At 59.6% G+C, this 11,762-nt stretch carries 11 protein-coding genes and 1 riboswitch; of the genes, 7 read left to right on the top strand and 4 right to left on the bottom strand.

Translation table 11 applies throughout. The features are described 5' to 3' along the window. The 5 genes from ACVW0B_RS04745 (at window position 1) to ACVW0B_RS04765 (ending at window position 5,023) form a co-directional block, all read left to right on the top strand. Window positions 1-183 carry a DUF3285 domain-containing protein gene (locus tag ACVW0B_RS04745; RefSeq protein ID WP_414352125.1) on the top strand — a complete coding sequence of 61 codons (183 nt, stop codon included), beginning with the start codon at window positions 1-3 and terminating at the stop codon, window positions 181-183. A 250-nt stretch (window positions 184-433) separates the two neighbouring features. Beyond that, entirely contained in the window at window positions 434-1,567 is a 1,134-nt protein-coding gene (locus ACVW0B_RS04750) for a histidine kinase (protein WP_457491078.1), read from the top strand. 574 nt (window positions 1,568-2,141) lie between these two features. Beyond that, window positions 2,142-3,236 (top strand): serine hydrolase, encoded by a 1,095-nt coding sequence (locus ACVW0B_RS04755; protein WP_457491079.1) that lies wholly within the window; start codon window positions 2,142-2,144, stop codon window positions 3,234-3,236. Between the two features lie 129 nt (window positions 3,237-3,365). Continuing rightward, a complete protein-coding gene (locus ACVW0B_RS04760; RefSeq protein WP_457491080.1) occupies window positions 3,366-4,772 on the top strand; it encodes an NAD-dependent succinate-semialdehyde dehydrogenase in 1,407 nt (468 codons plus the stop codon). Next, window positions 4,772-5,023, top strand: a complete 252-nt coding sequence (locus tag ACVW0B_RS04765) for an RNA-binding S4 domain-containing protein (protein ID WP_457491081.1) — start codon at window positions 4,772-4,774, stop codon at window positions 5,021-5,023. The genes ACVW0B_RS04760 and ACVW0B_RS04765 overlap by 1 nt, the downstream gene beginning before the upstream one ends. 5 nt (window positions 5,024-5,028) lie before the next feature. Here ACVW0B_RS04765 and ACVW0B_RS04770 read toward each other — a convergent pair whose 3' ends face one another. From ACVW0B_RS04770 to ACVW0B_RS04780, 3 genes are all read right to left on the bottom strand, one after another. Beyond that, window positions 5,029-5,541, bottom strand: a complete 513-nt coding sequence (locus tag ACVW0B_RS04770; RefSeq protein WP_457491082.1) for a hypothetical protein — start codon at window positions 5,539-5,541, stop codon at window positions 5,029-5,031. A gap of 9 nt (window positions 5,542-5,550) precedes the next feature. Beyond that, a complete protein-coding gene (locus ACVW0B_RS04775; RefSeq protein WP_457491083.1) occupies window positions 5,551-5,931 on the bottom strand; it encodes a plastocyanin/azurin family copper-binding protein in 381 nt (126 codons plus the stop codon). Between the two features lie 175 nt (window positions 5,932-6,106). Next, entirely contained in the window at window positions 6,107-6,772 is a 666-nt protein-coding gene (locus ACVW0B_RS04780; RefSeq protein ID WP_457385425.1) for a DUF4439 domain-containing protein, read from the bottom strand. Between the two features lie 277 nt (window positions 6,773-7,049). Here ACVW0B_RS04780 and ACVW0B_RS04785 point away from each other — a divergent pair, with 277 nt between their 5' ends. Further along, window positions 7,050-7,769, top strand: a complete 720-nt coding sequence (locus ACVW0B_RS04785; protein ID WP_457491084.1) for a WecB/TagA/CpsF family glycosyltransferase — start codon at window positions 7,050-7,052, stop codon at window positions 7,767-7,769. 195 nt (window positions 7,770-7,964) lie between these two features. Then, window positions 7,965-8,651, top strand: a complete 687-nt coding sequence (locus ACVW0B_RS04790; protein ID WP_457491093.1) for a cell division ATP-binding protein FtsE — start codon at window positions 7,965-7,967, stop codon at window positions 8,649-8,651. 177 nt (window positions 8,652-8,828) lie between these two features. On the opposite strand, the gene metE is transcribed toward ACVW0B_RS04790, so the two are convergent. Next, the gene (gene metE / locus ACVW0B_RS04795; RefSeq protein WP_011433481.1) at window positions 8,829-11,093 is read right to left on the bottom strand and encodes a 5-methyltetrahydropteroyltriglutamate--homocysteine S-methyltransferase; all 2,265 of its coding nucleotides are present in this window, start codon (window positions 11,091-11,093) and stop codon (window positions 8,829-8,831) included. Between the two features lie 457 nt (window positions 11,094-11,550). Continuing rightward, window positions 11,551-11,755, bottom strand: a riboswitch (cobalamin riboswitch). Between the last annotated feature and the right edge of the window lie 7 nt (window positions 11,756-11,762).

The raw sequence follows: 11,762 nt of genomic DNA on the forward strand, positions 1-11,762 counted from the left end.
ATGGCGCAGCCTTCTTCTGCAGATTCTCCTTCGGTTGGGGCGGGATCCCCCCCCCAGCTGAGTTACACCCGCCTGGCCATGCGCAACATGGTGCGCAAAGGCAAGACTTCCCTGCTTCACTTCACCCTGACAGCGGTGGGGTTGGTGGCCCTGCTGGTGGGGCTGGCCTACCTGTTTCACTAAGTTCTGTTAAGTTCCGTGGGCGGGTTCTGGCCATACTCTCCTGCGGCTGTTCCTCGGCCGGGAAAGATACACGCTGAGGGGTCTTTCTTGTTACACTCCATGTCCCTTTTTAAGCTTTTCCCAAGGTTAGTGTTAGGAAGGAACAAGCAGCAATGGCTCCTACGGTTAGACCTACGGTCCGCTTCCGCGAACGAGCGCACGGCAATCCCGGCTGCTGAAACGCCAACCTTTGGCTTTTGGATTTTGGCCTATGCAAACTTCGCCAGACCTCACCTCCGCTCGTTCTGTCATTCGCCTGCTGCTGTTCGCCAAGAGTCGAGCTGTTGTTGCCGAGCTTGAGGAGCATCTGCGCCAGCACATCCAGGGGTTGCCCGGCCAATACCCTGCTCAACTGGAAGTGGTGCCGCTGGAGGAGCACCCCTACCTGGCAGAGCATTACAAGCTGGTGGCCACTCCGGCTCTGGTCAAGGCTGAGCCCTTGCCCGCTCAAGTTTTGGCGGGCGCAGACTTGGCGACGCAGTTGGAAGTGTGGTGGCCTCGTTGGCAAGGCCAAGCGGCTTTGGCCGCCCATCAAGAAGGAGCAGGACGGGATCCCGCCTCCCCTCCGACCACCGAGGCGCTGTTGCAAATGTCGGAAGAGGTGTTTTTGCTGCGGCAGGAGCGGGCCCAATTGCGGGAGCAGTTGGACTTCAAAGATCGCGTTCTGGCCATGCTGGTGCATGATTTGCGCAGCCCCCTGACGGCCACGGCTCTGGCGGTCGAAACCCTGCAGCAGGGGCGGGAGGGATCCCTGGACAAAGCCCTGGAGCGGCAGTTGTTCGATCACGCCCGCCAGCAACTGCGCAAGATGGACAGCATGATCACCGATATCCTGGAGTCGGCCCGTGGCGCTGCCTCGGAGCTGAGGATTCGAGCCGTAGAAACCCAGTTGCCCGGCTTGTGTCAGGCGGTGATCGAGGAGCTATGGCCGCGCATTCAAAGCAAGCGGCTGCAGTTTCAAGCGGATATTCCCGTGGATCTGCCCTCTGTTCACGTGGATCCCGACAAGATCCGCCAAGTTCTGTTCAACCTGCTGGACAACGCCATCAAGTACACCCCTGCCGAGGGATCCATCCGCCTCGATGTCCTCCATCGCACCAGCCAAAAGGTGCAGGTGACCGTCAGCGATACTGGCCCTGGGATCCCGGAAGCCGACCAAGAGAGCATCTTCTCCGATTCCGTCCGCCTGTCCCGGGATCAGCAGCAGGAGGGCTATGGCATCGGCCTTTCCCTCTGCCGACGGATCGTGCGCGCTCACTACGGCCAGATTTGGGTGGAGTCTTCCTTGGGCAAAGGCAGCAGCTTTCATTTCACTTTGCCCGTGTATCGGCTCTGCAAGGGCTAGCCGGGAGCTGGCTCCCCATGGGTGTGAGCCCCCTCAGAGAGAACAGATCTGACGGTTTTCCTGGACTTGGCAAAAGCGCTCCGCGCCGCTTCCGCGACTATTCCCAGCCCCTCTTCCAGAGGGAAAGGGGGGTCACGGATCAACCTAAGTTTTTAAAACGACTCCGAGTGGATGCTCTGGCAACAGGGACTCATCCTGCCTTTGGCGGGGTTGTTGCTAGGCTTCGTGTCGCGAGGACGGTTTGATGGGCGTTTTGCAATCTAGGTCAGGGCAGGTTGGCCAATTTGTGGGTTTAATGTGGGTTTAATTAAGCCAAGCTCACCGGAGTGGAGTCGGTGAAACTGCCAGCAGTGTCTGTCAGAAGTATGGTGTTAAGGCAATCGTTCTTATGACCAGAGCAAGGGAGAGGAAAGGCACCGATCCATCCGCGCTAGCGGGCCGTAGGCCTTTGCCAGAGAAGTCGCGGGATCCCCGCCGCCCTCCACAACCTGCCAAGAACGCCGTCCCGCCTCCAGAGGGGTCAAAGCTGCGAACGGGATCTGGTCGCCTGCTTCCTGCCCCCAGGGGATCCCTATTGGTTTCCCCTCCTCAACCGCTGCGTCTTGCTCGCCAGAAAGCCATTGCTCGTCTGCGCCAACGGGCTGCCCAGCCCCGCCGCTTGAGACGTTCTCCATCTCTCGGGCAAGTGTTGCTCAGGGGACTGAGCTTAAGTCTCATCCTGGGCCTGACGATGGCGGGCCTCTCGCAACTGCTGCAATCGACCACCGCTGGCCGGACAGAACAGTCCACGACGCAGCTTGGGGATCCTCCCCCGTCGGCATTCCCGAGTAACATTCTGCGGGGAGAAGCGATCCCGGCTTTGCAGGAGCGCTTGGCCGCTTTGGCCGACCAACCGGGTTTGACGGCAGGGGCTCTGTTCTGGGAGGTGGAAACCGGCGCCTTTGCCGGGGTTAGGCCGGATCAGGCTTTTCCTGCCGCCAGCGTGATCAAGATCCCCATTCTCTTGGCTTTTTTCCAGGCTGTGGAAACCGGACAGGTGCGGCTGGATGAACAGCTCACTCTGCGGGAAGATCTCAAGGGAGGGGGAGCTGGTGTGTTGCAAACCCGACCCCTCGGATCCCAGGTTTCTGCTTTGGAAGCGGCCACCCTGATGATCACCCTCAGCGACAACTTCGCCACCAACCTGATCATCGATCGCCTGGGTGGGCAGGAGGCTCTCAACCAAAAATTTCGCCAGTGGGGGCTACAACACACGCAAATTTCATGGTGGCTACCGGATCTGGAAGGCACCAACACCAGCAGCCCGCGCGACATGGTTTGGTTGCTCAGCCAGGTGGAACAGGGGCGCATGCTCAGCCGCCGCAGCCGCGACCGTTTTCTGGACATTCTCTGGCGCACCCAACGGCCCTCCTATTTCCGGCCCAACTTGGGTCAAGAGGTGCGCATTGCCCACAAAACGGGAACCTTGAGCTCCGTGGTGGGGGATGCCGGGATCCTGGATTTGCCCAACGGGCGGCGCTATGTGGCGGCGGTGTGGGTGAAGCGAGAAACCCCCAACGATCCCAGAGCCGAAGGGCTGATCGCCAGCTTGTCGCAAGCAGCCTATGAGTTCTGGTCTGCTCCCGAGGATCCAACGGCCAAGGACTCCATGGGCAGCCTGGAACGCTAAGTCTTCCACTCCACAAATCTTTCCATATTGCTACGCAACGCTTACGCGAACGCAGTAGCAGTGCGGAGCACTATTCCAGGCAGAGCACAAATGCCAGAGTGGAGAAACAGGCGTTGAGGGAAAACGATATTGCTACGCAACGCTTACGCGAAGGGGCACCTGGTCAGCATCAACCCCGCCACCGGAGAGGAATTGGCTCGCTACCCCGTTTTCGACGCTGGGCAGATCCAAAGCTGTATCGCCCAAGCCCACGAGCGGTTTCAGAGCTATCGTCGGATCCCGTTTGCTCAACGATCCGCCTGGCTGAAGCGGGTGGCAGAGATCTTGGAGGAGCGCAAAGCGGAGTTTGGCCGCCTAATCAGCTTGGAGATGGGCAAAACCTTGGCCTCTGCCGTTGCCGAAGTGGAAAAATCCGCTTGGGTTTGTCGCTACTATGCCGAGGAGGCAGAGGGATTCTTGACCGAGCGCTCCATATTGCTACGCAACGCTTACGCGAACGCCAGCGATGCCAGCCGCAGCGGGATCCGCTACCAGCCGCTGGGGGTGATTTTGGCGGTGATGCCCTGGAACTTTCCCTTTTGGCAGGTGTTTCGCTGTGCCGCCCCAGCCCTGATGGCGGGCAACACCCTCTTGCTGAAACATGCTTCCAACGTGCCCCAATCGGCTTTGACCCTAGAGCAGATCTTTCGGGAGGGGGGATTTCCGCCAGGGGTCTTTCAAACCCTGCTGATCACAGCAGCCCAGGTGGCAGAGGTGGTGGCGGATGAACGGGTGCGGGGGGCCGCCCTCACCGGGAGCGAAGCCGCCGGCTCCAGCCTGGCCCGTTTGGCCGGTCAATATCTGAAAAAAACGGTGTTGGAACTGGGAGGGAGCGATCCCTTCATCGTGCTGCCCAGCGCCGATCTGGAGGCAGCAGTCGCCACAGCGGTCACGGCCCGTCTGATCAACAACGGCCAATCCTGCATTGCCGCCAAACGATTTATCCTACACAGGGCTATCGCCGAACCTTTCACGGCTGCCATGACGGAGCGATTTCGCCAGCTCAAGGTGGGGGATCCCTTGGATCCGCAAACGGACGTGGGGCCTCTGGCTACCCCCAGCATCCTGCAAGAGGTGGACGGACAGGTGCAGGCTTTGGTGCAAGCAGGAGCCAAAGTTCACATCGGTGGCTCCCCCTGGGGAGGAAATTTTTACCCGCCCACGATCCTGAGCGACATCCCCCCGGATCATCCGGTGGCCCACCAGGAGGTGTTTGGGCCGGTGGCGCTGCTGTTCACCGTCCCGGATGTGTCGGCAGCCATTGAGCTGGCCAACAACACGCCCTTTGGCCTGGGTGCCAGCGCCTGGACAACCGATCCAGAGGAACAAGAGCGCCTGCTGGAGGAGCTGGAGGCGGGATCCGTGTTCATCAATGGCATGGTCAAGTCCGACCCGCGCCTTCCCTTCGGTGGCATCAAACGCTCAGGATATGGACGGGAACTGAGTCGGGAAGGGATCCTGGAATTTGTAAATGTCAAAACCTTTTGGGTGAAGTGATGGCGGAGACTCCTCAAAGGGATCCCCAGCCGGCGACGGATCCTGTAATCAAGCTGGATCAATTCCTCAAGCTGGCGGGGGTTGTTCCCACCGGCGGGCAGGCCAAGCAGCTCATCCAAGCGGGGCAAGTGCGGGTGAATGGTGAGGTGGAAACCCGGCGGGGACGCAAGCTGCGCCCTGGGGATGAAGTGGCCGTGGGAGGTGGAGTTTGGCGAGTGCGCCTGGATAAGACCCCAAAGTCAGATCGGTGAACGGGTCAGTGCAACCGGATCAAAAGAAGCATGGCCAAGGCCCCGATTCCCCCTGCCACCGCAAACTGCCATTCCAGCCCCCACAGCAGGCAGGCAACTCCGGCCAGGATCTGGATCCCACCGGTCATCCAGTAGGGGAGGCGCGGCGGATCCACCAAGCCGTTGAGCCAGTGACCCAGCCCCATTTGCCACAGCCAGAACACCCCCAAATACTGGCCCAAGGCTGCCAAAGGGGTACGTCCGACAAAGGGCAGCACCGAGAGGATCATGCCCTGGGCGATCACCAGCGTCCACACCAAGCCCACAAAGTAGAGATGGGCCAGTCCGGCTGTTCGAAACTCCGGCAGCCTGGTCTGCCGCACCATGTAGCCCAAGCCAACCAGGGAAATCACCAACCACAGCCAGTTGATGTTGGCCTCTTGGTGAAACTGGGTGGCAGCAAACCCAATCCCCAAAAGGACGGCCCAAACCAGGTACACCCGCCGACAAATGTTCCAGAAGGGAAGAGGGGTTTGCATGGCCTCCACCTAATCGACGACGACAATACGGCCCACCATGCTGGGGTGGATCTCGCAGAAATAGTCCTGGATGCCGGCCACTTCGAAAGCCACTGCTTTGCTCTCGTTGCGCCTCAGCCGTCCCGTTCCTTGGAATTGCGCTCCCTCTATGGGAGTAGCCGTGTGGGGGGTGGAATCCAGGTTGGTGAAGGTCACCTTGCCGCCCCGCTTGAGGGTAACCTCCGAGGGCAGGTATTGAAACCCCCGAATGATTACCTCTGCTGCCGCCTTTGCTTCGACAGGATCCCGCTCCGCAACGGAGCTGGCTTGTCGCCACCGATCCACGGCCAAGATGGCCCCCACATTGAGCAGGGATCCCAGTCCACTGAGCAACAGCAACCGCCGCGTCATTGGCATAGGGCTTTCTCCACACAGGTTAGGAAGCGAAAAAAAGCTGAGGCGTTCAGAAGAAGGCGATTGCGACAGCAGTGCAGAGCACTTGGATCTCCAAGCCCCAAGTCCTACAGAGGACGTTGGAAGGCTTTGCAGATCATCGCCTCATCGCCGGCAGGGGTTACCAACAGCTCTACACCTTCAGGATCCAGCGCTCCCGAGTCTCGGCGCTGACAAAGGGGGCAGGCACCACCAGAATGCTGGGATCAAGGCTGTGGAACACGGCCCGGATTGCAGTGGCATGGGCAACTTCGTTGGGGCCAATGGTGCTGGCGGCAGCCACCAGGTCTTTGTTGGAAAGCTGGGTAAACGCGTCGTTGTAAGCCAAGGCTGCATCAAACTCCAGAGCCGGGGCCAGCTTGGCAATGTTGGCATCGGAGTCGAGATTGCCTTCTTTGTTGTCGATGTAGGTGGAAAGGTCGTAGCTATCCCGGGCCCGAGAGGGGATCCCCCCCAGTTGCCGCACGGCGCCCGCCAGCAGATCCCGGTGCTGTTCGTGATCCTTCAGGTTCTTGGTGGCCACTTCCAACACGATCTTGCCCACCTCAGTATTGCTCAACTTGCCGGCAGCGGTTTTGTAGGCCCAGATTGCCTGCTGTTCCAAGTCAATGGCCGCGTTGAGGATGGCGATGTCGGCAGTGTTGGACTGGGCGGCACCGGGCAGGGTGCGCAATCCAATTGCTCCACCTACGCCCGCCAGCAAACCAGCCAACAACAAGCTGCGGCGGGAGGTTGCAGGGCTGGGATCCCATTCGGCGGCCAATTGAGGCAGAGCGAAGGGAGTCTTTGCAGTCTTCATCTCAAGTCTCCTGTCTCGAAAGATGGCAACCAACCTTCAGGGGCTTGCTCTGGGTCGGGCAATTCCCTCTGGCCTGGTCTGATGGAGATACGCCGTGGATGCCGCCGCGGATGCCTGAGGGAAGAGATTTTCGTGGTCAAATAGCCATGAAATGCCTCCTCGAACTCCCCTCTCCCTCTGGGAGAAGGTCCGGGCTATCTTAAAAGCGTGTCCAACGGCTCCAGTGGGGGCCAGCATTCGGTCGGTAGTGTCGTTATCCATCCATGCGATTCTGGGCGTGAACCTGCACCTTGCTCTGCCGGAGGCCAGCCTACAGAGCTACGCCACCTGGATTGAGGCGCGTATTCGGGAGGGTCAGGGCGCTCAGGTGGTTACCTGCAACCCGGAAATGATCATGCAGGCGCAGCGGGATCTGGCCTTTGCCCAGGTGCTGCAGGCAGCAGAGCTGGTGATCCCCGATGGCATTGGGGTGGTGTGGGCCCTGCGGCGGCAGGGGATCCGCGTCCAGCGGGTGCCGGGGATCGAGCTGGCAGAAACCCTGATCCCGTTGGCGGCAGAACGGGGGTGGCGCTTGGCCCTGGTGGGGGGAAGGCCGGAAGTCAACCGGGCAGCAATTCGATATTGGCAAGCCCAGTGTCCTGCTTTGGCCCTCTGGGGCTACCACGGCTACTTCTCTAGCGAGGAAGAAAAAGAGCTTCTGCAAGCTCTCCAGGAATTTCGACCGCAACTGGTGTGGGTGGGGCTGGGATCCCCGCGCCAGGAGCTGTGGATCCAGAAGTGGCGTCCCCTTTTGCCCCAGGCTATCTGGATGGGGGTGGGGGGCAGCTTGGACATTTGGGCCGGCCAAAAACGGCGAGCGCCCCGTTGGTGGCGTGACCATCACCTGGAATGGTTGTATCGTCTCTATCAGGAACCCTGGCGCTGGCGACGCATGTTAGCTCTGCCCAGCTTTGTCTGGCGAGTGCTGTGGGATCCCCCTTCTCGTTTGCGCCCCTAGTCTGCCGGCGCTCCCTCGTTCTTCTCTCTGTAGGCGCTTGCCATGATGATCGGTCAGCACATCGGCTATCCTCCTCGCTTGTACCGTTGGGCGGGTACGGCTCCGACCCCTCATCCCCCTGCCTCGGCCAATCCAGAGGCCACCCTGGGCTTTTACGGCAGCACCCAATCCGGATCCCTGCAAGCCCCGGCCAGCATGGTGTCCTTGCGGGGCGTGAGCAAAGTCTTTCCCAACGGCAACTTAGTTTTTCAGGATGTGAACTTGGAGGTGCGCCGCGGCGAGTTTGTGTTCGTAACTGGGGTCTCCGGGGCGGGCAAGTCCACCCTGCTGCGGCTACTCTACGGGGCGGAACAGGCCACCGAGGGCACGGTCATCGTCGATCAAGTCTGTCTCTTTTCTTCTGAAGGGCGGCGGCGACCCTACCGCATCCCACCGCGTCCGCTGGCCATGTTGCGGCGGCGCTTGGGGGTGGTTTTCCAAGATTATCGCCTTCTGGCCAACCGCACCCTGGCAGAAAATGTGGCCTTCGTGCTGCGCGCCCAAGGGCTGTCCCCCGCAGAAATCCGCCGTCGCATCGGGCCGACCCTAAAGATGGTGGGGCTGACCGAAAAGCGAGATCACTTTCCCCATGAGCTTTCGGGAGGGGAACAGCAGCGCCTTAGCCTGGCCCGTGCCATTGTCAACATGCCGGTGCTGCTGCTGGCGGACGAGCCAACAGGAAACCTAGATCCGGAAAACTCCCTCTTGGTTCTCCAGATTTTGGAGCGGCTCAATTCCTTTGGGGTGACCGTCATCATGACCAGCCATGACCCCTATCTGGTGGAGCGGGCCGGCCACCGGGTGGTGCGCATGGAGGGAGGGCGCCTGTATGATCTGCGCTGAGGGGCTACCGGGATCCCTACTTTGCTCTTCACAAGCTTTTTGAGATCCCGGAGAGCAGCTTTGCCGGTTGCATCAGCAGACCGTAGGCCCTAAGCCAGCCGCATCAGCACAACAGCGGCACCGCCCGCGGCGACTTGTCAAGCCAGCCCGACCAGTTACATCAGCGGGTCGTGGGCCTTACTCGCGCAGACCCTCAGGTTGGGTTTCCAGAAGCTCCTCCCCTAGCTGATGAGCGGCAGCCACCATATTTTTCAGTGCGGGGATCACCTCCTCCCAGCGGCGGGTCTTGAGGCCACAATCGGGATTAACCCAAGTTTGCTCCACAGGCAAGTGGGCCAGTCCTGTGCGCAGCTGCTGCAGGATTTGCTCAACGCTCGGCACCGCAGGGCTGTGGACATCGTAAACGCCGTTGCCCACCTGGTGACGATACCCAGCCTGGGCAATTTGCAGCAGGGTTTTGTTGTTGCTGCGGCTGTTTTCAATGGAAAGCACGTCGGCATCCAGCCGCTCAATGTGCTCGATGATGTCCCCAAACTCTGAGTAGCACATGTGGGTGTGAATCTGGGTTTCCGGCTTGGCCCCGCCGGTAGCTAGGCGAAAGGCATCCACTGCCCAGCTGAGGTATTCTGGCCAGCGTTCTTTTTTCAGAGGTAGCCCCTCCCGCAGTGCCGGCTCATCCACTTGCACCATCACCGCTCCAGCCGCTTCCAGATCTGCCACTTCGGCTCTCAAGGCCAGGGCAATCTGCAAAGCCTGCTCCCGCCGGGGAATATCAACACGGGGAAAGGACCAGTTGAGCATAGTCACTGGCCCCGTGAGCATGCCTTTCACCGGCTTTTGGGTGTGGGACTGGGCTACTTGGAATTCCCGCACTGTCATGGGTTGGGGGCGAACCACGTCGCCGTAGAGAATGGGAGGGCGCACGCAGCGGCTGCCGTAACTCTGCACCCAGCCGTGTTCAGTGAAGGCAAAGCCTTCCAGCTTCTGGGCAAAGTACTCCACCATGTCGGTGCGCTCAAATTCCCCATGCACCAACACATCCAGGCCAATCTCTTCTTGAATGCGGATGCACTTGGCAATCTCAGCGTCAATGGCTGCTTCGTACTCCGCCTGCGAAACCTCCCCTCTTTTGTACTTAGCTCGCCACTGCCGCACCTCTGGAGTTTGGGGGAAGGAGCCAATGGTGGTGGTGGGCAAAGGTGGTAGCTGAACCTGCCGACTTAGGCGCTGCTCGTAGGGCAGGAATCGCTCGAAGTCCTGGAGCTTGAGGTTGGCCAAAGCCTGGCGCACTTGGGGGTTGGGGGGGCTAAACTGCGCAAAGCTCTGCCATTGCTGCTGGATTTCCGCCTGCTGGGCAGCAGTGTCTTCGCCGTTGAGGGCTCGCGCCAGGAGAGCTACTTCGGCCAGCTTCTGTTCGGCAAAGCTGAGGACATTTCTGAGGGGTTCCGGCAACTGGGCTTCCAGAGCAGCGTCGTGGGGCACAAATTGCAACGAAGCGGAAGGCTGCACCCGTAGGTTGGGAGCTACCCCCTGCAGCTCCCGCAGGCTGGCCAAGACGGTCTCAGGCTGAACCTTCCAGACATTCCGAGCGTCCACTACGCCAGCACCTAGGATCTGGTCAGCCGGAAAGCCATAGGTTCTTACCAGATCCAGGGTGTGGCCACGGGTAAAGTCAAGGCTAATGCCGGCCACCGGCAGTTGCACCACCCAGGGGTAAGTCTCCCCCAGGTCATCGAAGTAGGTGACCAAGTGGACAGGGATCCCGGCGGTTGCCAACTGGCGGTAGCTCATTTCCACAGCTTCCCGCAGGCCACTTCCCTGGCTGGTAACCAAAATGGGATCGTGAATCTGGACTTCTGGGATCCCCAGCTGTTTTAACTCCTGGAGGAGATCCCGGTACAGAGGAAGGAGCTTTTCCAAGTCCGCCCGCAGATCCCCAGATCGCTGGCTAAGGCAGAGCAAAGTCACTGGACTGAGGACAACGGGGCTGGTGCGCTCCCCTAGGATCCCTTGGGCCCGCCGAACTCTTTCCAAAAAATCCCCAAAGTTAGGACTGGGATCGGCTTCCGGCTCAATTTCGGGTACCAAGTAGTGGTAGTTGGTGTCAAACCACTTGGTCATTTCCAAAGCCGGCAGGCCCTCCCGCCCCCGCGCCATGGCAAAGTAGCGGTCTAAACCCGACAGACCTCGGAACCGAGAGGGGATCAGCCCCAGCCAGGTGGCCCAGTCCAGTACATGGTCGTAGAGAGTCTGATCCCCTACCGCAATGTGATCAATCCCAGCTTGTAGCTGAGTCTGCCAGGCTTGAGTCTCCAAATCCCAAAAGGTAGCCAGCAGAGCCTCTGACCCTAGGGCACCACTCCAAAAGCCTTCCAAAGCTTTTTTGAGCTCGCGGCGCTTGCCCATGCGGGCATACCCCAATGTCATGGTTTGTGCAGTCATGTTGTGTGCCATCCCAAATACTGAGTTTTCTAATTTTCCTGCGTTCAATTCGCCCTCAACTGGGATCCCGCCCGCCAAGGAAGAAACCGGCTGTTCCTCTCTTGCCTCTGGAACCCCAACAAAACACTGCCTTTTGCGCAAAAAAGATACTCAACGCAGCCAGCGATCGCAGTGGCTACTTGCCAGCCTACCAATTGAAGTCAGGAAGCCTGACATCTCACTCTTTCCTTCGCGTAGGCGGGCTGTAGATCTTGATAGATCTTGGTGCAACAGCACCCAAAATTTACTCTCTCCCGGCCAACTGGCTCAGAGTCTTGCTTGGGTTCTTGGACTTATTTCTACTGCTGAGGAGTACCGAAAGCTTGTGGGAGCAACGCCGGGAAAATGCTCAGGATAACGAAAGCAGAAACGAGCTAAAGCCAAGACAGTTACCATCTGTACCTCGCAGATGTTGTGAAGTTTAGAAAAACCATCGGCGGGCATTCTGACTGACACGGTTTTGGGGGACAAGACCTGGATCGGCAGCGAATGACTCTAGAGATTTGCTGCAGGACTTCTCCTAAACCGGATCACAGCTGCGGGACAGCGGCAGATTCTCACTGCTCTTTCCCCGTTTCCTCTGGCGGCTGATCCCCGTCAGAACCGATAGCTGAGCTACATCGTATCACG

The organism is Thermostichus sp. MS-CIW-23 (genome assembly GCF_054059455.1).

Bases quoted from the DNA above. Each gene is read 5' to 3' on its own strand.
- ACVW0B_RS04745 (WP_414352125.1), top strand. From the start codon at position 1: ATGGCGCAGCCTTCTTCTGCAGATTCTCCTTCGGTTGGGGCGGGATCC.
- ACVW0B_RS04750 (WP_457491078.1), top strand. From the start codon at position 434: ATGCAAACTTCGCCAGACCTCACCTCCGCTCGTTCTGTCATTCGCCTG.
- ACVW0B_RS04765 (WP_457491081.1), top strand. From the start codon at position 4,772: ATGGCGGAGACTCCTCAAAGGGATCCCCAGCCGGCGACGGATCCTGTA.
- ACVW0B_RS04770 (WP_457491082.1), bottom strand. From the start codon at position 5,541: ATGCAAACCCCTCTTCCCTTCTGGAACATTTGTCGGCGGGTGTACCTG.
- ACVW0B_RS04775 (WP_457491083.1), bottom strand. From the start codon at position 5,931: ATGACGCGGCGGTTGCTGTTGCTCAGTGGACTGGGATCCCTGCTCAAT.
- ACVW0B_RS04780 (WP_457385425.1), bottom strand. From the start codon at position 6,772: ATGAAGACTGCAAAGACTCCCTTCGCTCTGCCTCAATTGGCCGCCGAA.
- ACVW0B_RS04790 (WP_457491093.1), top strand. From the start codon at position 7,965: ATGGTGTCCTTGCGGGGCGTGAGCAAAGTCTTTCCCAACGGCAACTTA.
- metE (WP_011433481.1), bottom strand. From the start codon at position 11,093: ATGACTGCACAAACCATGACATTGGGGTATGCCCGCATGGGCAAGCGC.